Raw genomic sequence first — 23,173 nt, 5'->3', positions numbered from 1 at the left:
TTCTAGTGGGATGTTTTCAGCCATCTGAATTGAAGCGCCACAATGACCAGCGTAATGAGCAGGATGATCATCACAATCGCCGATGACCTGCCGATATCGGAGTACTGGAACGCGTTGTTGTAGCTTTCGAGCATCAGTACATTCGTGCTGTGTTCCGGTCCGCCCTTCGTCAAAATATACATCGGGGCAAAAAGCAGCAGATTGGCGATCGTTACCGAGACGACAACAAAAGTGAGCGTACGCTTCATCATCGGGTAAGTGACGTGGACAAACTGTTTCCAGCGGCCTGCCCCGTCAAGGGACGATGCTTCATAGAGCGATACAGGCACTTCCTGCAGCCCGGCGAGCAGAAACAGCGCCCAGTAACCGACGCCTTTCCATGAGGCGATTGCAATGATGGACCCGAGCGCCTGCGTGCTGCCGGACAGAAACGGCTGCGGACTTAGCCCAAGCCCGATCAGGATTGAGTTGACGAGACCCTGCTCGGGGCTGAGCATAATATTCCACAGCATGCAGGCGGTAGGAACGGAGACGGCTACCGGTACGAAATGAATGCTGCGAAACCAGGCAATGCGTTTTATTTTGGCATTCAGCAGAAGAGCCAAAGCAAAGGCCAGCACGATCTGCAGCGGAGTAATGATGACATTAAACCATAGCGTAACGTTGAGCGAACCCCAGAAGACAGGGTCTGTAAACAAAGATACGTAATTTTGTAATCCTGCAAAAACTTTTTCGCCGCTTAAGAAGCGTACCGTGTACAAGCTTTGCGCAAATCCGCTCAAGATCGGGTACAGTTTAAACAGAAACAGGCCGGCAAGAGCAGGGAGCAAAAACAGCACGATCACGCCTATGTTTTTTTCCGTTCTCATACGTCCACCTTTTCAAATAGTCGGGTTTCGTTTCCAAAGATGCAAAAGGGGAGAATGCCGATCTCCCCTTCATCCAAGCGTTATTACTGCTTATATTTTTTCAGCTGGTTATCGATAATGTTGACGGCATCATCCAGCGCTTTCTTCGGATCCGTACCGTTCTTCATATCTTCGAAAGCTTTGTTCATATTCGACTCCCATTCCAGGTAGCCCGGCGTTTGCGGACGCGGAACGGCCGTTTCGCGCGATTCGCGGGCGGCAATCCGGATGACATTGTCCGGGAACTGTCCATACTTCGGGTTGCTTCCAATCTCATCGAGCAGATCGACCTGCGGAGGCAGCGTGCCGCCTTCCACGAACATGATCTTGGCACCTTCTCCCACCGTCAGAAACTGAATAAACTCGGCTGCCGCTTCTTTGTTCGCGGAGTACTTGGAGATCCCGACATTCCACGCCCCTGTCGGGGTGACGATTTTCTGACCTGCGAAATACGGGTGCAGCGTGACGCCAAAGTTGAGTCCGGCTGCTTTCAGCTTGGGCAGATTGTGGTTGGCCCCGACGAACATGGCCACTTTGCCCGATGTGAAGTAGTCGATGGACTCTTCTTTTTTGATTTTCGGGCTGACCTTGTCCTTGTTGAACAGATCCGCATAGAACTGGAATGCCTTGACCGCTTCCGGCGAATTCGTATATCCGCTGGAAACCATGCCGTCTTCGCTGATCATTTTGGCTCCCAAGCCTTCCGATAGAGCGAGCAGCTGATAAGCGCGTCCCACTTGATCAAAGGAGAATCCGAACAGATCGTTTTGCCCGTCGCCGTTCGTATCCTGGGTCAGTTTCTTGGCAAGATCCCTTACTTCTTCCCAAGTCATCCGCTTGTCTTCGTCCGGGAACGGAACCCCCGCTTTCTGGAACAGATCTTTATTGTAGTACATCACCTGGCTGGAATTGTTCATCGGCGCAGCCATCAATTGATTCTGATACGACGCCGCATCTACGGCCGACTGCACCCATGTTTGCTTTGCACCTTCCGGAAGCAGCTTGTCCAGCGGCTCCAGGTAACCCTTCACCGCATAATTCATGACCAGCGGCGAATCGACGAACAACAGATCCATGTCTTTCGATTTGGAGCCCATCTTGATTTCGATCGTTTCCATCATTTGAGCGAACGGGTTCAGCTCCAGCTTCACTTTGACGTCCGGATGCCCGGCTTCAAACGCCTCGATCACTTTTTTAAGCGGTTTTTCGTAATTGGAATAAGACACAAACGAGATTTCAGTTACGCCGGAAGCGGATGCGGACGCATCCTTCTGTTCCGATGCCGCCGTTTCGGCAGGCGCGCTGCCGCTTTGTCCGCACCCGGCAGCAAGACTGGCCGCGAGCAGCAAAGATACAGCCGTCCATGACAAACGTTTTACCTGTTTCTTCGATTTCATGTAACATCCACCTCGTGTAGGATTTTAACTTTATGAACAAGCAGTAAACAATCGGCTGTGCAGCATCCGGAAATAACGTTCGGTATCGACCTCGAGCGCGACTTCCACATTTCCATTGTCGCTAAGCTCGGCAATCGTTTGCCCGGAATCTTCCCGGTGATCGTAATGTACGCTCACGTTCATTCTTCTCGTTCGGATGAACGAACGGTCGATGACCGCTGCGACGGCAAGCGGATCGCACATATAGGAAAAGTCTCGGTCCATATAGTCCATAAAGGATTGCATCATATCGGTCAGTTCCAGGGCGAGTGGGGTTCCGCAGGCTGCCATCTTATCCTTCTCTTCCCGGGAAAATACCGCTTGTCTCGTCACGTCCAGCCCTACCATTACAATCGGCGCTCCGCTGGCAAATACAACCGAGGCCGCTTCCGGGTCGCACTGGATGTTAAATTCCAGCGCCGAAAGGTGGAGGCCGTTCGAAGCCAGACGCGTGACGCCTCCCATCACGACAATCTCTTTCACCCGCTCGGAAAGGCGCGGTTCCCGGATCAATGCCGCGGCAATATTCGTCTGCGGGCCGATCGTTACAAGCGTAATTTCTCCAGGATTCCGCATGACCGTCTCGACAATGAAATCGACCGCATGCTTGTCCCATTCCTTCTCCTCGTCGTCCGGACTCCATCCTTTGCGCTCGAGTCCCGCTCTAAACATAGGGCGGTTACGAAGCAAAGGCTGCTCAATGCCCGGGTAGACCGGGATGCCTTCCACGCCGCATAACCGCATGATTTTGTCCGCGATTACGGCGCGTGCTTGCACTTGTCCGTAAACGGTCGTCACGCCTTCAAGACGAATTTCTGGCGATTTCACAGCCAGAGCGAGCGCAACCGCATCGTCCGCGTTCGTTCCGATGTCGGTATCCAAAATGATTCTCGGCAACAATTTCACTACTTTCTCTATATGCTTGCTCTCGTCCATACTGCTGCGTGCATGTCTTAGATCTCCTCGATCATGCTCTCCAAATTCTGGAGCACCATATGCTTGCGGTTATAAGTGACGATGCCCTTAGACTTCCACTTGCTTAACAGCTCGGAGACTGTCTGACGGCTGCAGCCGATCATATTCGATATTTCTTCGTGATTGAGTACCATGTCTACAATCCGTTTTCCGTCCGCGGATGGAACGCTTAATTGCTGAAGCAGCCACGCCAATCTCCATGGAGCCGGCTTGGAAACAAGCAGCTCAAGCGTGCTCTGATGGTGAAGCAGCCGGCTGGTCAGCATGACCATAATCTCCCGGTTCACGTCCGGGTCGGCCGCAATTTTTTCCCGAATGACGGAGGCATTTAGCACCCAGATTTGACTGTCCTGCAAACATTGGGCATAGCAAGGATGATTTTGCTGCAAAATAATTTCCGCCAGCCCAAAAGCGTCTCCGGTTTTTCTGACGAAAAAAGTGACATCCCGTCCTTCCGTTGTAACTTGGCAGATTTTAATGATGCCTTTCTCGATGAAGTAGCCCGCAAAGGGAGGCGTTCCTTTTGTAAAAATGAACGTGTTCTTCGGAAATTCCCGCAGCGTTCCGTAGTTGCGGAACAGCTCATAGACCGGGTTGCGGTTAAATCCTTGACCGTTCGCAGCCGAAGGGGCAGCGGCGGTTTGCAGGCTAAGCATCGCACCGTCCCCCTTCACCGCGGATCTTTGCATGCTGACGGCATGGCATCATCGATGAATACAAGCTCAGTATAGATGCAAAATGTTCGCGTTTCTGTCGGGTAACCGACATTTCAATCGAAAATCGTTTCATAATCGCTTTCCTCCGCCCGTTCTGGTTTCATAAAGGCAGTATATTAACGGAGTGTTAGGCTCATATCATCATCACATTAAAAATTGTAAAGCCCAATTCATGCCAAAAAAGCAGCCGTTCAGATAAACTGCAACAGCTGCTTTCTGTGTTCATACCGAAACGCCAAAAAGGCGCCTCATGTAAGGCGCCTTTTCCTTGTACCCTATTATTCTCTGTTCCGTATTATTTCTCGTAAATGACGACGGACTTGCTCTCCTGCTCCCATTTCACGACGGCCTTCAACGATTCGCTCACAAAGCGGACAGGCACAACGGTGCTGCCGTTTACAATCGTTGCCGGTACGTCAAGCTTCACTTGAGTTCCGCCCACGAATGCAATCTTGCTGTTAATATAAAGCTTCACGGTAATCCCGCCGCGGCTGACGATGACGAGCTTCTGTTTCGCATTATAGCTTACGTTCGCTTTTAACGATTCGGAAATCGCGCGGAACGGAACGAGCGTGCTGCCGTTTTTGATGAAAGGAGCAACTGTAACCTTCGGCTCTTCGCCGTTCACATACAGCTTTACGCCTTTTTTGCCGATTTTGTTGTACAATTTGCCGAGCTTTTTATAAGAATCAAGATTTCTGACATTCGCCTTAATGGCTGCTTTCTGAATATATACCGCTTCGGTTACGCTCCCCTTGCGATCGAGCAGATCGGCAACCACCGTCAAGGCAGCGTCCTTCTCTTTGATCGCCTCAAGCTCGGCCTTCTGCTGAGCGGTAAGCTGCGCGTTGTATTTGGTTAAAAGAAGGTCCGCAATAACGGCGCCTGCAGGCTTGTCCTTCACATTTTCGATCGCAACGAGAAGCCCTTTGTACCCGTCGTGGCCGTATGTGTCATAGGTAACCGAAGTCGCCGTTTTTTCTTTTTCGGCTTTCACCTTGATTTGAACGTTTACTTTCCCGTTCTCCTGCTTGCTTTGGGCGTCCGCGTTCTGCCCGTTTCCTGCACTGCCTTCCGATTTTGCAAATGCCGATCCCGCCATAAGGCTCGTTGCCAATACGCAGGATACGAAAACCATCCAACTTTTTCTCATTTTGCTATATCCCTCCTCTAATGATGTGCACCAAATAGTTCGGGTGTCGATGCCGTTTTATGAGGGTCACCGGGGCGAACAGCGAAAAAGAATGAAATTTTAATTTTTGCGGAAAGCTATCCCGGAAAGCGATCCATAATTTCGCAGTAAAGGAGATCCCGACATGCAGCAAGTTCAAACCCCGCAGCCGCAAAATGCGGTGATGCCGGTTCCACCGCAAGTGATTACCGTGAAAGACTCGAACTATTTAAAGGATCAATTGTCGTGGGAGCTATTGGCGATGAAAAAATGCCGCCATTTTGCACAGGAATGCACGGACCCCGAAATTGTGCAAATGATCGACAAGGCCGGTCAAATGCATCAGCGGCATTATATGCTGCTGCTGAAACATTTGCAGAACAACAACACCGAGGAAATGAAGAAGGTTCCCCAACCTCAACAGTAAAGGAGAATCGCGATGAGTCCGAATCCAACTTCGCAAACGATTCAAAACCCGAAACCGGCCAATGAGCCGCAGGTGAAAGGTCCGGAAATGAATGACCGCGACCGCGTCAACGACATTCTGGCACTGGAAAAATATTTAACCGACAGCTTCAACATCTCCGCCCGGGAGGCAAGCCATTCGTACCTTCATCAAGACATTATGACGATCTTGAATGAAACGCATCAATGCCAGTATGAGCTGTTCGAGCTGATGTTCCGCAAAGGGCACTACAAATTAGAAGCCGAGCAGCAGCAAACGCTGGACCAAGCGTACCAGCAGTTTAACGGCTATTCCACCCAATTCCCTTATCAAACCCAAACATTGCAATAGCGGGATTCCGATCCCCTCCATAACGAAGCGCAGGGTCCTCTCCCCTGCGCTTTGTTTATTTTTATGAAGTGTCGTTTCACTGATCCGATCGTCAAGGCGCACCTGCATCTGGGCATGCGCATACAATGGAACAAAGTTCAAATCGCAAACGGAGGTTCACATATGAGCTTGCAGAACACGGAGTCCGCGCAGCAAACCTTGTATAAAGCCGATCCAAATATAACGCATACGTTGAAGTCGGTTCGGGAGAACATGCACCAGATTTGCCACCATTATAAAAATCGCCATGTTCGGGTCGAAACGATGGACGGCGACGTCTTCGAGGGGACCGTCCTACATTGCGAACGAGGCGTTCTGTATTTGAAACTTCCGGGCGGGGTGCCCGGACGCGGCTTCATCGCCGGCCAGCAGTACTACAACGACGTCATTTTGCCCCTCGTCCTGTTTGAATTGCTTGTGATCGCGTTGTTATCGTAAGGAGATTATGTAGCGATGGAACTCATCTATCAAGCCGGTGCTTCCGCTCCAAAAAACGTGTTTCTGCTCGACTTCAAGCGAGGCGACGTTAACGGGGACGGAATACCGGATAGCGTCTATTTGACCGGCCATAAGCCCGATGGAGCGGGAGGCGTCTTTGCCGACAACATCACGCTTGTCATCCGGGATGGGCGGTCGAACATGGAGGCGGCCGTTCCGCTTCCGGACAATGCCGGCTACGACGCGCGGCTCTTTCTCGGGGACTTTCAGGAGGATCGCATTGCGGATATATTGGTCAGCATCGAATCCGGCGGCAGCGGAGGCTACGGCATCTTTTATATCTATTCGTTCCGCAATAACATTCTCCGGCAGCTGTTCGATTACCAAAGCTACAACAGCCAGATTACGTTCAAGGTCAATTATGAAAACATGTATAAAGTCGGCGTCGGAAGCCCGCCGCTTGACGTCCTGTTTACGATTGACATCAGCGGCAGAAGCTCCAATTACTTGTCGCAGTTTTACGATGAGAACGGCAGGCTCAAAAGCCCCGTTCAAGGCGAAGTACTTGCTTTGGGCGCTTTAATGCCGGTCGTCACGGATACCAAAAGTGCCGGATACGATTTACTCGCACTGCAGCGCATTATCGGAACGACGAATGCCGACACATTAGGCTATGTCGAGAACCTGCTGTCATGGGACGGCGCACAATTTTCGTCCTCCAGATTGTCCGTATCCATTATCGGTACCAAACTTATATCCCTGTTTTAAGCGCAGCATCTATGCTCTTTCCCTAATAAATTCAAGGAGTGGAAAATCATATGGCTTTTATGCCGCCTCTAGGACCGCAAGGAATGCAGCAGCCGCCGGCTTCTCCCCCTCCGCAATTCGCCCCTCCCAAGCCTGCCGTGTCGGCGTTTGCCGTTGATCCGGGAGCCATCGCCGGCTGTTTGTTCCGAAACACGTTTGTTTGGCTGCGCAACGGCAACACGTTCTGGTTTTACCCCACATTTGTAGGGCGCACTTCGGTGGCCGGGTTTAGATGGACCGGCAGATTCTGGGTGTATTCCGGAATCGATTTAAGACAAATCGAGACGTTCACCTGTTTCTAAACAAGTTGTCCGCTTAAACGACAGGAGGACCTCCAGTTTCGCTGACAAAGCGGAGTCGGAGGTCCTTCCTTGCTAAACCTGCGAATGCGCGGGTATTATCGATCGAAATCGCACCCTTGCGCCGCATAGGTATTACTTTATATGATTAATTGCCCGTTTGATGGTGGATCGCATGAAGCTTTCTTAACCCTTCATCCCAGCCGCTGACAATTTGTTCGGCGCTGACCGTCGCCGGCTCCCCGGCTCCCATCGAACTCATATCAAGCCACACTTCTTCCGTCAAACAACTTTTGACGGCTTCCCAGTCCCGCTCATCCGTCGAAATAAACAGTTTATTAACTGTTCGAATAATGGCATCCTGCTGCGTCACGTTCACTCCTCCTTCACTCGAATGGCTCATCGTAATTTCAGAGATATTTTACCATAATAGTGACATTCTCTCATCATGTAAATGACGAGCCTTCGCGTGGAATGCCAGAGGGTTGACTATGCGCTGAAAGTTTTACACCTCGTGACCTTTGTGCCGGCTGACGGTATGAGCTCATGGAATGATTTTGCGCCGGCGGAAATCGTCGAACAGGGCAAAAAACATCGCTTCGGTGTCCATATATTCATGGAAGCCAAAGCGGCGCGCTTTCGAGCCGTCGGCGAACATGTCGTAGTCCCAGGAGAATACGAAATCTCCGAAGCCCCATGACGATACATCCTTGTATGGGTGCGGCCCCAGATCATACTTCTTGATGATGGCGTTCCAAAGCGGCTCTTTATCGGCCATGACGATATGAAGCGACATCGGCAGCGGAGGGGCCACCTCCAGTTCAAAATAGCGGGCGATCTTCGGCCACATTTCGCTCCAGCGGAACAGATCCCCGTTATTTATATTGAATGCCTGGTTGGCGCATTTCGGATCGGTTGCCGCCCAGACGGTCGCCCGCGCCAGCAGCCCCGAATCGGTCATTTCCAGCAGCTTATCATACGCGCCGGGCTTGCCCGGGAAGCGCAGAGGCAGCCCGAGTTCCTTCGAAATCGAGGCGTAGACCGCAATTGCCATAGCCAAGTTCATCGGGTTGCCAAGCGCGAACCCGCCCACAACAGCCGGACGGATTGCCGACCAGGTCCAAGCTTTTCCCTTCTGCCGCCCCTCAAGGAACGTTTGCTGGTCGAACATGAATTCAGGCGGCATGAAGTAGGCGTCGGTCTCGCGCGCCGGTGTCTTGAACGGGCCCAGATGCCCGCCGTAAACTTTGTAGCCCTGCATCAGGCTGACGTGCTGCAAGTTTGCCGCAGCCGCTTCGATCGTCTCGACGGCATTGACGAGCATGGCGAGGTTGGGCGGTACAAGCTCGGCCCACGTCGGCCGATCCTGGTACGCGGCGTAGAAGATATGCGTCACTTCGGAAAGGCCGCCAAGCTTCTCATGGCAGTCGTCCTTATCCAGCAAGTCGACTGCAACGTGCCGGACCAGGCCCTCCGATCGTCCGCCGCGCCGGGACAAGCCGATGACTTCCCAGTCGTCCTGCGTCACGAGATAGTCGATCAGATTGCGGCCGATAACCCCTTGTGCCCCGGCGACCAGTGCCACTTTACGGGTTGTTGTCGCGTCGTGATTCATCGATAGACAGCTCCTTTTGCTGTTATTCGGGATGAGGCTTGGTGTTTAATTTTATTGTTCTAGTTTTTTCGTACAATCGTATAATAACACATCTGCGTGATGATTCAAGACTTATTTTGTTGTACTAATGATTTAGTTTTTTGAATCCGGTTTTTTATTATGCTAAATTATGAATATGAGAAAACCATATCAACCTTCCACAAATGATATAAAACTGCCATCCGTCCTTCATGCCTTAAGCGATCCCCGGCGATTGCAAATCGTTCAGCGTTTAAATGAAAATGTTGAACAGAACTGTATGATTTATCATGAGCTCGGCATGCCGAAGTCTACGTTGACCCATCATTTAAAAGTTCTGCGAGAGGCAGGTGTCACGAAGTTAAGAATCGATGGGACCCAACACTTTTACTCTCTGCGGTTGGATGAGCTGGAGAGCCTTTTTCCGGGAGTCGTTACATCCATATTAAACGTGAAGCCGGAGCTTATCGAGTAGAAGCTTTCTTGCCTGGGAAACGATGAATAACGGAACCTTTTTCCACGAATACTACTTTTCGGCCCGCACAACAACATGCAGGAGGAGGTTTCCATTTGCTGAATTCACTCGAAATCAACTACGATTGCTCGAATGCCGGCGAAGATCTGCATCAGTTAAAGCAAGAGCTGGAGCAGTTAAAGACAATAAACCGCAATGACCGCTCTATCGAAATGACAGAGACGATCAACCGGCTCGAAAACCAGATTCAGTTCATTCAAACGAAATGCGACATTCGTTGACTTTAACCCCAGCATCGGCGTAAACATCGCGATGGCTTAGCGCAGGGACCCCCCTGCGCTTTGTTTATTTTGAACTGAAGCCCCGCTTGTACACGTTCTTATCTTCCACCGCGAACCTTTTGGCCCATCAACAGGGGCGGCAACCGTTTCCGCCTGCGATGAATAATAGCACCATTTTCCACAAATACTATTTTACGGTCCTCTTGTTAGGCATTCGTCGTCCTGCCAGGGCGGCAATCGAATAACTTCGGACAGTATATTCATCAAACGGGCGGGTGATCAAATGGACCTTTTCAAGCAGCGGAAACAGACTTCCAAACGTTCTTCATCTTCTGCGCAAAGCCAAGGCGGCGGCGGTTCGCCGAAACACCCGCTTCTGACAAGCCTGCGGGATAATTTGCAACGGATTAAAGATGCTCTTGGCAGCAGCGAGGATCTCATTATTCGTCAGTTTCGGATTGGAAAAGAAGGAAAAATCCAAGCGGCCATCTGTTATATGGACGGATTGACGGATACGAAGTCGATTCAAAACTTCATCATGGGATCTTTGATGCAGGAAATGCGCCTGACGGACCTGGAGCAGATTACGGACACCGACCCTGATGTTTTGCAGCTCATCAAGGACTATGCCCTTTCGGTCGGAGATCTTAAAGAGGCAGCCGACTTTGAAACGTTGTTCAATTCCCTGTTGTCGGGGAATGCCATTCTGCTGCTGGAAGGACATATGCAAAGTCTTGTGATTGGCATAAGCGAATGGGAAGACCGCGCGGTGGCGGAGCCTTCTTCGCAAACGGTGATTCGCGGACCAAGGGACGGGTTTACGGAAACGCTGCGCACGAATACTTCATTGCTCCGCCGCAAAATCAAAGACCCCAATCTATGGCTGGAAAGCCGGAAAATAGGACGGGTCACCAAAACCGATGTCGCGATGATGTATATCAAGGGAATCGCAAGCGACAAAATCGTGCAGGAAGTGCGCTCCCGTCTCGACCGGATCGATATCGACGGGATCTTGGAAAGCGGCTATATCGAGGAGCTCATTCAGGATGAAACGCGGACGCCTTTCCCTACCCTATACAATACCGAACGTCCGGATGTGGTTGCGGCCGGGCTTCTGGAGGGCCGTGTTGCGATATTGGTGGACGGCACCCCGTTTGTGCTGCTCGCTCCCGTAATATTCGCCCAATTTTACCAGTCTCCAGAAGATTATTACCAACGTGCGGATGCCGGAACGCTCATTCGTTTTCTGCGTTATTTAAGCTTGTTCATCGCTTTGCTCGGCCCTTCTCTATATATCGCGATTACCACCTTCCACCAGGAAATGCTGCCCACTCCACTGTTGATCAGTCTGGCGGCGCAGCGGGAAGGGGTGCCTTTTCCCGCTTTTATTGAAGCGCTCATGATGGAGGTGACCTTTGAAATTTTACGTGAAGCGGGCGTCCGCATGCCTCGGGCCGTAGGCCAAGCGATTTCGATCGTCGGAGCCTTGGTCATCGGGCAAGCGGCGGTGGAAGCCGGCATCGTATCGGCGGCGATGGTTATTGTCGTGTCGATCACGGCGATTTCCAGTTTCGTATTCCCTTCCTTCAATATGGCGATCTCGATCCGGATGCTGCGCTTTTTCCTGATGGGACTTGCCGCTTCCTTCGGATTGTTCGGCATTACCGTCGGCTTAATTGCGCTCGTTCTGCATCTGTGCAGCTTGCGTTCCTTTGGCGTGCCCTATATGAGCCCGTTTGCGCCGTTTATTGCTGCCGACCAGAAGGACGCGGTGTTCAGGTTCCCGCAGTGGGCGCTATTTGCCCGCCCCCGCCTGATCAGCCAGAAAAACGTGATCCGCGAGCAAAACTCTCCAACCCCGAAGCCGGACAACTGAACCGGCAAAACGAGATCTCTGGAAAGGAGGTTCACCTTATGAAGCGAAAATTCTTCTTGTCCGGACTCGCCGCTCTCCTGCTCCTCCTGACCACCGGCTGCTGGAACCGCCGGGAATTGAACGATCTTGCGATCGAAGTCGCCATCGGGATCGACAAAGCGGGCAAACGATACCGGGTAACGTCCCAAGTGGTCGACCCGTCCGAAGTGGCCGCACAGAAAGGCGGGGGTGCCCGTGCTCCGGTCATTATGTATCAAGCGACGGCAGACAGCCCGTTTGAAGCAAGACGGAAAATGACGACGTTAAGCCCGAGAAAAATTTATGCCGGTCATGTTCGGACGTTAATCGTCGGCGAAGAGCTGGCAAGGAGCGGTATCGGTAAAATTTTGGACTACATGTCGCGGGATCATGAACATCGGCCGGATTTTTATATCCTTGTGGCGAAGGGGACAACCGCCGAAAATATACTGAAGGTGTTGACGCCGCTGGAAAAAATTCCGGCGAATAAATTGTACAGTTCGCTGCAAACGTCGGAGAAAGCGTGGGCGCCCACATCCAGCGTCACGCTCGATCAGCTCATAACCGAAATTGTGAGCAAAGGAAAAGACCCCGTATTGACGGGACTTCAAGTGATCGGGAATCCGAATAAGGGCTCAGACACGGAAAATGTCGAAAAGGTTGATCGTCCTGCCCGCCTGCAGTTATCAAATCTCGGCGTGTTCCGGGGCGATAAACTGCTCGGCTGGTTAAACGAGACGGAAAGCAAAGGATACAACTACATCACCGGCAATGTAAAGAGCACGGTGGGACATCTTCCTTGCCGAGGCGGAGGAATCATCGTGTTCGAGGTGATCCGGACGAAATCAAAAATGAAAGGACATGTGCGTAACGGAGAGCCCCGGGTCGATGTTCACCTGGATCTGGAGGCCAATGTCGGAGAAGTCGAATGTAAAATTGATCTGATGAACCCGGGCACGTTTGCCGATTTGGAAAAAAGGTCGAACAAAAGAGTAAAATCGATGATGGAGAAGGCCATTAAGACCGCACAGCACAAATACCGGTCCGATATTTTCGGATTTGGCGAAGCGATTCATCGCGCCGACCCGAAATATTGGAAGCAAGTTGAGGACCGTTGGGATCAGAAATTTACGGATCTTCCTGTGAACGTGACCGTAAATGTCAAAATACGGCGTGTCGGCTCGGTGGGCGAACCGTTCCTGAATAAACAAGAGGAGTAAATCCGGATGTGGTTTGCCGCAGCAATTACGCTCTTTGCCGTTATGATCGCAATCGCCGAGGTTCCCCTTCTTGTCAAAAACGGACTGAAAAAGGAGTTGTGGGTTTTCTTGATTACGCTCCTCCTGGGGACGGGTTTAAGCATCGCAGAGGGACTGCGGCTGCAGATTCCCAACCCCCTTGATGCAGCCGCCTTTGTATTGAAGCCGTTTAGCAAATTACTATCCGGTATATTGAAGTAGAAAGGAATGACAAAGATGCTGGAAGGCGGGAAAATCGGAGCGCGGCAATTCGGGATACTCATCGTTTATTATACGATCGGCACGACGATTTTAATTATCCCGTCGGGCATGGCTGCCGTATCCAAGCAAGATGCCTGGATTGCGGCGTTCATCGCAACCGGAATCGGATTGTCGACCGTATGGCTGTACAACGCCGTTGGAAATCTTTTTCCCCGGATGACCTTAATTGGCATGAACGAACAATTATTTGGGAAATGGTTGGGAAAAACCGTATCCCTTCTGTTTGTCGCCTGGTCTTTGACCGCCGCTGCGCAAGTGTTATACTATATCGGTGATTTTATGACGACGCACATCATGCCGGAGACGCCCATCCAATCGCTCAATATCATGTTTATGATCATTGTCGTCATGGGCGTGCGGCTCGGACTGGAACCGCTTGCACGCACCGCCGAACTTTTTTTCCCATGGTTCCTCCTGCTGTTTATCGTTTTTATCCTGGCCATTTCCCCGCAGTTCAAGTTTGAAAATATTCAGCCCCTGTTCGAGACGGGCGTGAAGCCCATTATCCGCTCCACCTTATTTTTTTTAAGTTTTACTTCCATGACACTGATCGTCTGTTTAATGCTTTTTCCCGCCTATGTCAGCAAACCGAGGCAAGCCCGCAAAGCGTTTTATGTCGGAAACTTTGTCGGTTTATTGATGATGTTCATCGTCATTGCGACGAATATTTTGGTGCTTGGCGCGGACCAGACGGCGGGCACGATCTATCCGAGCTATCAGTTGGCCAAAAAAATATCCCTCGCCACGTTCATCCAGCGGGTCGAGGCCATTATGGCCTTCTTGTGGTTCATTACGATTTATTTCAAGATTACGATGTATTTTTACGCTGCCGTATTGGGTCTTGCGCAAACGTTGAAGCTAAAGGATTATCGGGCGCTGACGCTGCCGCTCGGGATGATTGCGGTTGTTCTGTCCCTCGTGGTCTATCCGAATACGGCCTATTTGAAAAAATGGAATATGGAAATATGGCTTCCGGATATTTTGATTGTCGGGCTTCTATATCCCTTACTCTTGTTGGGATTGGGCAAATTGCGAAACCACGGTAAAGGATGATCATGAAGAATGGAACAGGCCAAGATAAGCTCCTTCCAATTGTTTTGCTTAATCCTGCTTTTTGAATTGGGCACGGCAATCATCGCACCTATCGGTTTGGATGCGCATCAGGATGCCTGGATCGCCGTCTTGATCGGCATGCTCATAGGACTGCCGATTTACTGGATGTATGTCTTTCTATACAACCGCTATCCCGGGCTGCTGCTCACCGGTTATGCCCGGACGATTTTCGGACCGTTGTTCGGGTGGATCGCTGCATTTGCATATATTCTATTTTTTATTTATGGAGCTGCGAGAGATTTAAGGGATGGCCTTGAGCTGCTGATGCTTTCCATGGATCTGACTCCGATGTTCCTGCTGGGCGCTATGCTGATGGTTATTGTTGTTTATGCGCTGTTTACGGGGGTTGAAACGTTTAGCCGCTTGGGAGAGATATATACGTTTTTCCTTGTTTTTGCCGGGTTGGCTGCCTTCTTTTTTCTGCTTTTCTCGAATGTATTAAATACCGAACGCATCTTGCCGGTGCTGGAAAAAGGCTTGATGCCGGTATTCACGGCCGTTTATGGGCAAACGGTCATGTTTCCTTTCGGCGAAATGATCTGTTTTACGATGATACTTCCTTATCTGAACGACCCGAAATCGGGTTTTAAAGTTGGAACCTCGGCGATTCTCATCAGCGGAATCATTATCGCCCTCGTCGTTTTTCTTGAAATCGCCACGCTTGGCATTTACACGCTCGAACGCTCCACGTTCCCTTTGCTGGCCATGATCCAGCGTATTCGCGTCGGGGAATTTATCCAGCGCCTGGACGCTTTGGCCGTAACCGGATTAATTATCAACGATTTCATTAAAGTCACCGTTTTTTCGTACGCCGCCTTGATCGGAGCTGCGGATTTATTCAAGCAGCCGAAGAACAGACTTGTTATTCCAATCAGCGTGATGACACTCGTCCTTTCCTTGCTTATCGCACGAAATGTCGAGCAGCATTTCCAGCAAGGACGAATTGCCTTAAAAAATATATTTCCTGTGTTTGCGCTGGTCATCCCTCTCTTGCTGGTCATTACGGAGCTGATCCGCAGCCGTTTGAGCGCGCAAAAAAATGGCTGAGGCGAAGTTTCGTTATCTTGCTTTTATACTCGATCATGCGTACAGACGCCCGCTTCCGGAGTTATACTAGTTGTGGAGGTGAGCGGACATGGACAAGATGAACGATCCGAGTTCGGAACATCTGACCGAGGAAAAGTGGCAGGCCATCATGAACAATGACGCGGCGTACGACGGCCAATTTTTTTATGCGGTAAAAACGACGGGCATTTTTTGCCGGCCCTCTTGTAAATCCAGACCTCCGAAAAAAGAAAACACCCGCTTATTTGATACCGCCGGGCAAGCGTTGGCCGCAGGCTATCGCCCGTGCAAACGGTGCAGGCCTACCGGCCGGCGCCTGCCGGATGACGAATGGATCGGTTTGGTCACCGAATACATTGACCGGAACTATATAGAATCGTTAACGCTGGAATATCTCGCGGCCGTATGCCATGGCAGTCCCTATCACCTGCACCGGACATTCAAGAAAGTGCGCGGCATGACGCCGGCCCTCTATATCCAGCAACAACGGATCGATCGGGCGAAGGAGCGGCTGACGGCTTCGAATGAAGCGGTTGCCGAGGTTGGACGGAGCGTCGGCCTTCCGAACACGCCGTATTTTGTTACCCTGTTCAAAAAGAAAACCGGCCATACGCCGTCAGACTACCGCCAGGCTCACCGCCGGCATAAGATGGAGGATTCAGAGAATGGGAAGCAACACGAATCGGTCGATCTACTGGACGCTGCTCGAGCATGCGGATTGGAACATCCATCTCGCGGCTTCATCTGAAGGGCTTTGCTATATAGGCTCTCAAAATCGACCGTTTGAGGAATTGGCCGGCTGGACAAACGCCCGGTTTCCGGCCTGCACATTGATACGGGACGATGAGAAGCTGAAGCGGTATGCGGCCGAGCTGAGAGAATATTTGCAGGGTGCGCGCCAACGTTTTACCATTCCGTTCGATGTTCAAGGAACGCCTTTTCAGCGGGCGGTGTGGCATGCGCTTTGCGGCATCCCGTATGGTCAAACGAGGTCTTATTCGGATATTGCAGGCGAAATCGGCAGACCGGCCGCGGTGCGCGCGGTCGGCGCCGCGATTGGCGCGAATCCCATTCTCATCACCATTCCATGCCATCGCGTCATCGGCAAAAACGGAGCGCTGACGGGCTACCGCGGCGGCATCGGGATGAAAACGAAACTGCTGCAGCTGGAGCGGGACGGCGCTTCCGTTGACCCGTCCCGTCCGGCTGCGGGAGCGCGCAGCTAATAAAAGGCGCCGCTCCCGCACGGCGCCAGCACGGCTGCCGGGACAACGTATCGTATCGTCCCGGCCTTATTTTTCACGACGCAGCTTCCGCTTCATGCCGCGAATCAGCGCTTTCGTGTCCGGATCGACGCGGTATGACTCGGTAATTTTTTGTAATGCTTTGTTGAAGGTGAAATCGTCCAGCGAATTGCTTTCCAGGAAGCTCATCGTAGGCCCGGGCAGCTTCGCATAACATTCGGCTACCGCCCATGCAATCGCCATTTTGACATAGTAGCCGTCGTGTTTGATGCTGTCCAGCCGCTGCAAAACGGCGGCGATGTACGTCTCTTCGACGAAAAAATTAAGAAGCATGACGACGCCAAAACGGATTTCGTACTCTTTGTCCGAGGACAAGTAAATCTGCAGAAAATCCCATACCTTTGCTTGATTTTTCTTCGCAAACTTCAGCCCGAGACAAAAACTGTCGCACACCGACCAATTATCGATTTTCGGGACAAAAGCGGCTATGTAACGCAGCATTTCGTCCGCATCCGCTTTTGCGCAGCCGATGACCATACCTTGCAGCATCACTTCCTCGAAATAGTCGCTTTCCGCCGCTTCAAGGTAAGCTCGCCAATCGCCCTTTGCAATCGTTTTGGCCAGCTTGCGCAGCTCCGGCAGCCGAACGCCAAGCACATTGTTAATGTTCGGAATGAGTCCGGAGGAAAACTTCCGGTATTCCGATTCAGCCAACTCGGTTAACTGTTCTTTAATCGTTTTTTCCAATCCGATTGCTCCTTGCTGTTTGATGACTGCGAAATACCACCTTTAGCGGCAGATCTAAGCTCCCCGTTCAAGCAATGCCTTGATTTTCTTCAGATCCTTCTTGTTCGCTCTTTGCATTATGAATGACATCAACGGAGCAAAGATCATTGAAAACCCGGTCGGATTCCCTTTGTTTCGCAGCGTCATCCGGGTGGCATTGCCTTCCGCTGTCTCCCAGGTGTACGTTGTTTCCATCGGGAACGGACCGTCGGCGGTCCGCATGACGAGCAGCTTGCCCGGTTCATATTCCGCGATTTGATAGACGTATGCAAGCTGCTTTCCGAGAAATTGCGCTTTAAAGGCGATTTTAGAACCGACCGCGAGCGGCTTCGGCGTTTGCCACAGTGCCGATTGGATATTGATATACCATTCAGGAGCATTGTCCGGGTTGGCCGCATAATCGGAAACTTTGTCCCGGGGACAGTTAATGATAATTTCGGTTAGAACGTTGACCATTGCTCTCGCTCCTTTTTCACGATTTCCAGGTCAGCATATAACAGAACTTGACGTTGCGCAATCATTATTTAAGTTGACACTTAATTAAGTGTATGCTAAATTAAGTGCATGATCGATAAAGCCATTCACGCATTAGCAGAACCCCGGCGCAGAGATATTTTATATCTCGTCCGCGATGGGGAACTGACGTCCAGCGCCATCGCATCGCAGTTCGACATTTCGGCGCCTGCAGTATCGCAGCATCTCAAAGTTCTGGAAGAGGCCGGGCTCGTCGTCGTCAGGCGGGCGGGCACGAAACGATTTTACGGCATTAGGAGGGAAGGGTTCGCCGAATTGAAGCAGTATATCGAGAGCTTCTGGGATGACAGCTTAATGCGCCTGAAAGAAGCCGCGGAAGAGGAAGAAAGGAGAAAACATGCAGCCAATAAGCAGAAGTGACACGGTTACGAAACAAATTTTTATCGAATGCCGGCCGGAGACGTTATTTTCATTTTTTACCGACCCTGACAAGCTCGTTCGTTGGATGGGACGCCATGTCCTGCTCGATCCGACCATCGGCGGCAAATACCGCATCGACGTTAATGGAAGCGACATCGCGATGGGCGAATATAAGGAGATTGTCCCGAACGAGAAAATCGTCATGACGTGGGGCTGGGAAAAGTCGAAGCTTGTCCCTCCCGGATCGAGCACCGTTGAGTTCAAGCTGACGCCCAAAGACAACGGTACTCTCCTGATTTTGACGCATTACGATTTGCCGGCCTCGGAAATCGCCTCCCATCAGCACGGCTGGACGCATTATATGGATCGCCTGCAGCTGCTGGCGCAAGGTACGGATCCCGGCGTCGATCCATGGTCCGAACAAGCGATGCACGAATAATTAAAATTCGAAATTAAAGGAGAATGAAATCAATGACGACTCTTTCCTGCAACTGCGGCTTTTCCGTAACGGACGAAAACAAGTATAAGGTCGAAGCTGAAATGTGGCATCATGCCATTCACGAACACGGGGAGATGCTGAAAAGCATGTCCGTCGAAATGCTGGAGCAATGGCTGGTGAACAAGGACGAGCAATTGAAGGCGCGCGCGTAATTGATACGGGCTGTGTGTGCCGGGACGATATTAAAACCATTTGAATAAAGCAATCAGAGCCAGATGGGCAGGGTAAAAACTCCTCCATAACCAATTTGGGACGCTTCTGCGTTCCAAAACGCGATATACCTTAGGGCCATACACAATTGCTAATGTCGCAAAGATGCTGAATATTTGGATTTCCCACCCCGGCTTTAGCAGCATAACCAGCAGGTTTAACATAAGGTGAGCAAAGACGATATAGTGATTTTGCATGTACCTGTAAATGAGAACAAGGGCAAGTCCATAGAAGCCGTAGTCAAAGTTCAAAAATTCCATAATGGCCGCGATGATGACGGCAACCGGCACGGAAACAACCCGCTTTTGATGATCAGTAACGTACAAAACAACAAGACATAGATATAAGGTGCCGACGACATTAAGTTTTGCTGCTGAATTTAAAGCCAGCATGTAGGGGATTTGTGAAATGAGCGTTAATAGTAAAAGCCTGTTCATGTAATTCTTTATGCTCTTGGTATGTTGATATCCTAGAACAATATAATACGCGTAAATCGGGAAGGCTAACCTTCCTGCTATTCTCCACCAGGGATCGTTCTTAAAAAAAACCAGACCTATATGGTCAATAAGCATAGTGAGCATAGCGATAACCTGCACCCGCTTTTCCGCCTCCTCCGATGTTTTCTTACATGCGCCTCACGCATACCGGAATGGTTTCTCCTCCGATCGCTTTTTTCCCTTTACCGGCTGCTGACCGAGGTGAAAAAATGTGCATGCTGTGCTACAATACTGAAATTGTAGCTTGAAATTGCACCGGCAATCAACTTAGGGAGGATTATTGAATCGCTATGCTCATCATTGGTATCGCAGGCGGCACCGGCTCAGGCAAAACGACGGTGGCCCGCTCCGTCATTGACCGTCTTGGTTCCGCCAAAGTGACGTTCATTTCCCAAGATAACTATTATAAGGACCATCCGCATCTCAGTCTGGCCGAACGCGAATCGATCAATTACGATCATCCGCTCGCCTTTGACAATGAGCTGCTCATCCAGCACCTTCACCTTCTAAAAGAAGGCCAAACCGCACAGGCTCCGGTTTATGACTTCACCGTTCATGCCCGCTCCAAGGTCGATACGGTAGAGCTGAGGCCGAACAATATTGTCATTATCGAAGGCCTCCATGTGCTGTCCGACGAAAACTTAAGGGGGCTGCTCGACATCAAAGTTTTCGTCGATACCGACCCCGATGTGCGCATCCTTCGCCGGGTGCTCCGGGATATCGAGGAGCGCGGCCGGGACATTCAATCGATCCACGACCAATATTTGAATACGGTTAAGCCGATGCATGAAGCGTTTATCGAACCGTCCAAAAAATACGCCGACCTGATCATCCCCGAAGGCGGCCATAATGAGGTCGGCATCCAGCTGCTGTCCATCTTGACGGAGAAATATTTGACGGGCGACCGGAAGTGGTCCGGCGAAGCATAAAAACCCCCGGTACCGATCAAACTACTTGCTAGCGCTCCAGTATGCGCATAACATGACCAGGAGGCGACAAAGCAATGGCAAAACCGGATAATCGGGCGGATAATGTCGAGCATTTGCAGCAAAATATTCAAAATACGATTGAAAACCTAAATGAAAGCAAAGCATACTTAAACGAATTTTCCTCTGAAATCGGCAGCGAGGAGCGCAGCCAAATCGAAGCAAAAAACGAGCGGCGCAAAGAAAGCATTCAAGGCTTCCGGGAGGAAGTCAAGGACGAAGCGAAGCATTCCCTGCAGTAGAGAAAGAGAATAGAGGTTGTTCCGGCGACGGAACAACCTCTTTTTTATTAAATAAATCCGCCGTTCACGCGCAGCGTTTGACCGGTTACCCATTGCGCTTGGTCGCTCACCAGAAACTCGACGACACTCGCGATATCTTCAGGCTCGCCGATTCGGCCGAACGCATTCATTTTTTTGATGGCTTCAATCTGCTGCTCTGTCTTCCCTGCATGAAAGAGTTCGGTATTAACGGGGCCCGGAGCAACGGCGTTGATCGTAATTTGTTTGGAGCCGAACTCTTTCGCAAGCTGACGGGTGAATTGTTCAACCGCCCCTTTTGTACCGGCATAGACGCTGTAGGCGGGAAACATATGCCCCGCTACGGACGTGGAGAAGTTCACGATTCTCCCTCCGTTCTCCATATATTTCATCGCTTGCTGGCAGGCAAAGAACGTCCCTTTCACATTTACGGCAAACTGCTTGTCAAAGTCGGCTTCCGTCACTTCCGCCAGCGGTTTGGTGATCATAACTCCCGCATTGTTGATCAGAAAATCCACCTTGCCGAATGCAGCGAGCGTTTCGGCGAATAATGTCTCCACTTCGTTTACTTGACTCAGATCGGCGCGCAGCGCTGACGCTTCGCCGCCCTTTTGAATAATGCCCTCCACGGCTTCCGCCGCTTTTGGCGGATTGCCGGCATGATTGACGACCACTTTAGCGCCCAAACCGGCCAGCCGTTCCGCAATGACACGGCCAATTCCTCTCGACGATCCGGTAATAATCGCTACTTTTCCTGTTAAGCTGCTCATTTGAAAGTTCCTTCTTTCTGTTTAGTGTGAAAAACCTTTTTCGATCAGGTTCCATTCATTCGAAAACTCGTAATCGATCAGCGGGCTCTTCCATTCAGAAGCGTGGGCCGGATGGTGGAATCGTGCCGTGACTGATATTCAATGAGAACATCATAACATAGCGCATAACGAATGATAATAATTAATATTTGTTACTTGAAACTTGTTTCAACAAAAAAAAGCCATGCAAAGTGACTTTTGCTCGGCTTTTGACCTTCCTATTATCGAGATGAAAATTAAACCAGCTGTTTCATTGCATTCAACGCGGCATCATAATCCGGGTGATCGCTCATTTCCCTTAAGTATTCGACGTACCTGATCGTATTTTTTTCATCGAGTACGAAAATCGCGCGCATATCCAACTGCAGCTCTTTGATCAGCACGCCGTACGCCTCGCCGAACGAGCGCGATTTGTAATCGGTCAGCGTAACCACTTTGTCAATGCCGGCAACGGTGCAGAAGCGGCTCTGCGCGAACGGAAGATCGACGGAAATGGTCAAGATGGCGACATTCTCCCCAAGCTTTGACGCTTCCACGTTAAAGCGGCGCGTTTGGGCGTCGCATACGTCCGTATCCAATGAAGGAACAACGGAAATCAGCTTCACTTTTCCTTCGAAATCGGAGAGACTTACTTCCGCAAACAAATCTTTGTTGATGGTGAAATCCGGGGCTTGATCACCCACCTTCAATTCCGGCCCGATCAGCGTAATCGGGTTTCCTCCGACGGTTGCAACTCCTGTGCGTTCTTGTGTCATGTGAAACTCCTCCTATATAAGTTAATATGGTGTGGCAGCAGATAATAAATTGCAGATGGCGGTCTAGTTTTATAAAATTTAATTGTGAACAATGTATTGGAGTAAAAAAAACCGATTACAGCGATTCGGCACCCGGAGGACATCCTCCGGCTCATGCTTTGCGTAAAATCAAGAGTCCTGGCGAGCGGATGACGGACGGCTCCGTTATTTTCCGCTCAATTGGGCTACTTTGTCGGACAATACTTTGATCGTCTCGTTTAATGACTTTACTTCTTCGACAGACATCCCGCTCGATGCGAGAAGCGATAAAGGAATGCATGCCGCTTCTTCCTTAAGGGACGCGCCGGCTTCCTCCAGCCTGACCGTAACGACTCTCTCGTCCTCCTTCGAGCGCTCTCTGCGAATCAGCTTGCCGGCTTCCATCCGCTTCAGCAGCGGAGTCAATGTCCCCGAATCCAGATCGAGAGCGTCTCCGAGTTCTTTCACCGTGCTCTCGTTTTTTTCCCACAAGACGAGCAGCACAAGATACTGCGGATAAGTAATTCCCATCTTTTCCAACAATGGCCGATACATTCGCGAAATGGCCCGGGAGCAAGCGTATAGAGAAAAACAAAGATGATCCTGCAGACGAACCATTTTCTCCACCTTCATCCCTCCCTTGCCATCG

Annotated in this window: 32 protein-coding genes; 19 read left to right on the top strand and 13 right to left on the bottom strand. The window is 50.7% G+C overall.

The genetic code is table 11. From position 1 onward, the window contains the following. Window positions 1-2: 2 nt before the first annotated feature. From VN24_RS11770 to VN24_RS11750, 5 genes are all read right to left on the bottom strand, one after another. Complete coding sequence (locus VN24_RS11770) at window positions 3-869, bottom strand: carbohydrate ABC transporter permease (protein WP_045670565.1); 867 nt, start codon at window positions 867-869, stop codon at window positions 3-5. A gap of 83 nt (window positions 870-952) precedes the next feature. Further along, window positions 953-2,305, bottom strand: coding sequence for an extracellular solute-binding protein (locus tag VN24_RS11765; protein WP_045670564.1), 1,353 nt, complete (start codon window positions 2,303-2,305; stop codon window positions 953-955). A 30-nt stretch (window positions 2,306-2,335) separates the two neighbouring features. Beyond that, on the bottom strand, window positions 2,336-3,250 hold the full coding sequence (locus VN24_RS11760) for a nucleoside hydrolase (RefSeq protein WP_238590891.1): 915 nt from the start codon (window positions 3,248-3,250) through the stop codon (window positions 2,336-2,338). Between the two features lie 47 nt (window positions 3,251-3,297). Next, window positions 3,298-3,975, bottom strand: coding sequence for a Crp/Fnr family transcriptional regulator (locus VN24_RS11755; RefSeq protein WP_045670563.1), 678 nt, complete (start codon window positions 3,973-3,975; stop codon window positions 3,298-3,300). A gap of 355 nt (window positions 3,976-4,330) precedes the next feature. Beyond that, on the bottom strand, window positions 4,331-5,188 hold the full coding sequence (locus VN24_RS11750; protein WP_045670562.1) for a copper amine oxidase N-terminal domain-containing protein: 858 nt from the start codon (window positions 5,186-5,188) through the stop codon (window positions 4,331-4,333). Between the two features lie 163 nt (window positions 5,189-5,351). Between VN24_RS11750 and VN24_RS11745 the strand changes: the two genes are divergently transcribed. From VN24_RS11745 to VN24_RS11725, 5 genes are all read left to right on the top strand, one after another. Continuing rightward, on the top strand, window positions 5,352-5,633 hold the full coding sequence (locus VN24_RS11745) for a ferritin family protein (RefSeq protein ID WP_045670561.1): 282 nt from the start codon (window positions 5,352-5,354) through the stop codon (window positions 5,631-5,633). A 12-nt stretch (window positions 5,634-5,645) separates the two neighbouring features. Further along, window positions 5,646-6,002, top strand: coding sequence for a spore coat protein (locus VN24_RS11740; protein WP_045670560.1), 357 nt, complete (start codon window positions 5,646-5,648; stop codon window positions 6,000-6,002). A gap of 162 nt (window positions 6,003-6,164) precedes the next feature. Then, a complete protein-coding gene (locus tag VN24_RS11735) occupies window positions 6,165-6,479 on the top strand; it encodes a hypothetical protein (RefSeq protein WP_045670559.1) in 315 nt (104 codons plus the stop codon). Between the two features lie 15 nt (window positions 6,480-6,494). After that, on the top strand, window positions 6,495-7,247 hold the full coding sequence (locus VN24_RS11730) for a hypothetical protein (RefSeq protein ID WP_045670558.1): 753 nt from the start codon (window positions 6,495-6,497) through the stop codon (window positions 7,245-7,247). Between the two features lie 50 nt (window positions 7,248-7,297). Further along, window positions 7,298-7,588 carry a hypothetical protein gene (locus tag VN24_RS11725; protein ID WP_045670557.1) on the top strand — a complete coding sequence of 97 codons (291 nt, stop codon included), beginning with the start codon at window positions 7,298-7,300 and terminating at the stop codon, window positions 7,586-7,588. A 145-nt stretch (window positions 7,589-7,733) separates the two neighbouring features. Here the strand turns inward: VN24_RS11725 and VN24_RS11720 are convergent, their stop codons facing one another. After that, window positions 7,734-7,958 carry a nuclear transport factor 2 family protein gene (locus tag VN24_RS11720; protein WP_052702906.1) on the bottom strand — a complete coding sequence of 75 codons (225 nt, stop codon included), beginning with the start codon at window positions 7,956-7,958 and terminating at the stop codon, window positions 7,734-7,736. Between the two features lie 171 nt (window positions 7,959-8,129). Beyond that, window positions 8,130-9,200: an SDR family oxidoreductase gene (locus VN24_RS11715; protein ID WP_045670556.1), complete on the bottom strand. Its 1,071-nt coding sequence runs from the start codon at window positions 9,198-9,200 to the stop codon at window positions 8,130-8,132. 169 nt (window positions 9,201-9,369) lie between these two features. Here VN24_RS11715 and VN24_RS11710 point away from each other — a divergent pair, with 169 nt between their 5' ends. The 9 genes from VN24_RS11710 to VN24_RS11670 all read left to right on the top strand — a co-directional run bounded on the left by VN24_RS11710 (window position 9,370) and on the right by VN24_RS11670 (window position 16,792). Then, complete coding sequence (locus tag VN24_RS11710) at window positions 9,370-9,693, top strand: ArsR/SmtB family transcription factor (protein WP_338012232.1); 324 nt, start codon at window positions 9,370-9,372, stop codon at window positions 9,691-9,693. A 95-nt stretch (window positions 9,694-9,788) separates the two neighbouring features. After that, window positions 9,789-9,974 (top strand): hypothetical protein, encoded by a 186-nt coding sequence (locus tag VN24_RS11705; protein ID WP_045670554.1) that lies wholly within the window; start codon window positions 9,789-9,791, stop codon window positions 9,972-9,974. Between the two features lie 283 nt (window positions 9,975-10,257). Continuing rightward, complete coding sequence (locus VN24_RS11700) at window positions 10,258-11,850, top strand: spore germination protein (RefSeq protein WP_045670553.1); 1,593 nt, start codon at window positions 10,258-10,260, stop codon at window positions 11,848-11,850. 38 nt (window positions 11,851-11,888) lie between these two features. Next, the gene (locus VN24_RS11695; RefSeq protein WP_045670552.1) at window positions 11,889-13,088 is read left to right on the top strand and encodes a Ger(x)C family spore germination protein; all 1,200 of its coding nucleotides are present in this window, start codon (window positions 11,889-11,891) and stop codon (window positions 13,086-13,088) included. 6 nt (window positions 13,089-13,094) lie between these two features. Beyond that, window positions 13,095-13,328 carry a hypothetical protein gene (locus VN24_RS11690; RefSeq protein WP_045670551.1) on the top strand — a complete coding sequence of 78 codons (234 nt, stop codon included), beginning with the start codon at window positions 13,095-13,097 and terminating at the stop codon, window positions 13,326-13,328. Window positions 13,329-13,334: 6 nt separating this feature from the next. Next, window positions 13,335-14,441 (top strand): GerAB/ArcD/ProY family transporter, encoded by a 1,107-nt coding sequence (locus VN24_RS11685; RefSeq protein ID WP_238590890.1) that lies wholly within the window; start codon window positions 13,335-13,337, stop codon window positions 14,439-14,441. A 9-nt stretch (window positions 14,442-14,450) separates the two neighbouring features. After that, on the top strand, window positions 14,451-15,548 hold the full coding sequence (locus VN24_RS11680) for a GerAB/ArcD/ProY family transporter (protein WP_045670549.1): 1,098 nt from the start codon (window positions 14,451-14,453) through the stop codon (window positions 15,546-15,548). Window positions 15,549-15,636: 88 nt separating this feature from the next. Next, complete coding sequence (locus VN24_RS11675) at window positions 15,637-16,314, top strand: bifunctional transcriptional activator/DNA repair enzyme AdaA (RefSeq protein WP_082083725.1); 678 nt, start codon at window positions 15,637-15,639, stop codon at window positions 16,312-16,314. After that, on the top strand, window positions 16,232-16,792 hold the full coding sequence (locus VN24_RS11670; RefSeq protein WP_045670548.1) for a methylated-DNA--[protein]-cysteine S-methyltransferase: 561 nt from the start codon (window positions 16,232-16,234) through the stop codon (window positions 16,790-16,792). The genes VN24_RS11675 and VN24_RS11670 overlap by 83 nt, the downstream gene beginning before the upstream one ends. 66 nt (window positions 16,793-16,858) lie before the next feature. Here VN24_RS11670 and VN24_RS11665 read toward each other — a convergent pair whose 3' ends face one another. Both VN24_RS11665 and VN24_RS11660 read right to left on the bottom strand, forming a co-directional pair. Further along, entirely contained in the window at window positions 16,859-17,557 is a 699-nt protein-coding gene (locus VN24_RS11665) for a DNA alkylation repair protein (protein ID WP_045670547.1), read from the bottom strand. Between the two features lie 54 nt (window positions 17,558-17,611). Continuing rightward, window positions 17,612-18,052, bottom strand: a complete 441-nt coding sequence (locus tag VN24_RS11660; RefSeq protein WP_045670546.1) for an SRPBCC family protein — start codon at window positions 18,050-18,052, stop codon at window positions 17,612-17,614. Window positions 18,053-18,160: 108 nt separating this feature from the next. Between VN24_RS11660 and VN24_RS11655 the strand changes: the two genes are divergently transcribed. From VN24_RS11655 to VN24_RS11645, 3 genes are read left to right on the top strand one after another with little or no spacing between them, the layout of a single operon-like run. Next, entirely contained in the window at window positions 18,161-18,490 is a 330-nt protein-coding gene (locus VN24_RS11655) for an ArsR/SmtB family transcription factor (RefSeq protein ID WP_045670545.1), read from the top strand. Beyond that, the gene (locus tag VN24_RS11650; protein ID WP_052702905.1) at window positions 18,468-18,929 is read left to right on the top strand and encodes an SRPBCC family protein; all 462 of its coding nucleotides are present in this window, start codon (window positions 18,468-18,470) and stop codon (window positions 18,927-18,929) included. Before VN24_RS11655 ends, VN24_RS11650 begins: the two co-directional genes overlap by 23 nt. A 32-nt stretch (window positions 18,930-18,961) precedes the next feature. After that, complete coding sequence (locus VN24_RS11645) at window positions 18,962-19,141, top strand: hypothetical protein (protein ID WP_045670544.1); 180 nt, start codon at window positions 18,962-18,964, stop codon at window positions 19,139-19,141. A gap of 30 nt (window positions 19,142-19,171) precedes the next feature. Here VN24_RS11645 and VN24_RS11640 read toward each other — a convergent pair whose 3' ends face one another. Then, window positions 19,172-19,795, bottom strand: coding sequence for a TraX family protein (locus tag VN24_RS11640; RefSeq protein WP_045670543.1), 624 nt, complete (start codon window positions 19,793-19,795; stop codon window positions 19,172-19,174). Window positions 19,796-19,986: 191 nt separating this feature from the next. On the opposite strand from VN24_RS11640, the gene udk reads away from it, so the two are divergent. Together udk and tlp are read left to right on the top strand one after the other, a co-directional pair. Beyond that, entirely contained in the window at window positions 19,987-20,625 is a 639-nt protein-coding gene (udk, locus tag VN24_RS11635) for a uridine kinase (RefSeq protein WP_045670542.1), read from the top strand. 74 nt (window positions 20,626-20,699) lie between these two features. Continuing rightward, window positions 20,700-20,924, top strand: coding sequence for a small acid-soluble spore protein Tlp (gene tlp, locus VN24_RS11630; RefSeq protein WP_045670541.1), 225 nt, complete (start codon window positions 20,700-20,702; stop codon window positions 20,922-20,924). A 47-nt stretch (window positions 20,925-20,971) separates the two neighbouring features. Here tlp and VN24_RS11625 read toward each other — a convergent pair whose 3' ends face one another. The 3 genes from VN24_RS11625 to VN24_RS11615 all read right to left on the bottom strand — a co-directional run bounded on the left by VN24_RS11625 (window position 20,972) and on the right by VN24_RS11615 (window position 23,157). Then, window positions 20,972-21,712 carry an SDR family oxidoreductase gene (locus VN24_RS11625; protein WP_045670540.1) on the bottom strand — a complete coding sequence of 247 codons (741 nt, stop codon included), beginning with the start codon at window positions 21,710-21,712 and terminating at the stop codon, window positions 20,972-20,974. A gap of 275 nt (window positions 21,713-21,987) precedes the next feature. Then, window positions 21,988-22,506 carry a thiol peroxidase gene (gene tpx, locus VN24_RS11620; RefSeq protein WP_045670539.1) on the bottom strand — a complete coding sequence of 173 codons (519 nt, stop codon included), beginning with the start codon at window positions 22,504-22,506 and terminating at the stop codon, window positions 21,988-21,990. A 204-nt stretch (window positions 22,507-22,710) separates the two neighbouring features. Continuing rightward, window positions 22,711-23,157 carry a MarR family winged helix-turn-helix transcriptional regulator gene (locus VN24_RS11615; protein WP_045670538.1) on the bottom strand — a complete coding sequence of 149 codons (447 nt, stop codon included), beginning with the start codon at window positions 23,155-23,157 and terminating at the stop codon, window positions 22,711-22,713. Window positions 23,158-23,173 lie beyond the last annotated feature (16 nt).

The organism is Paenibacillus beijingensis (genome assembly GCF_000961095.1).
GTDB classification, from domain to species: domain Bacteria; phylum Bacillota; class Bacilli; order Paenibacillales; family Paenibacillaceae; genus Paenibacillus_O; species Paenibacillus_O beijingensis.
The sequence above is the reverse complement of the archived record's forward strand: the minus strand, read 5'-3'. Positions and strand labels throughout refer to the sequence as shown.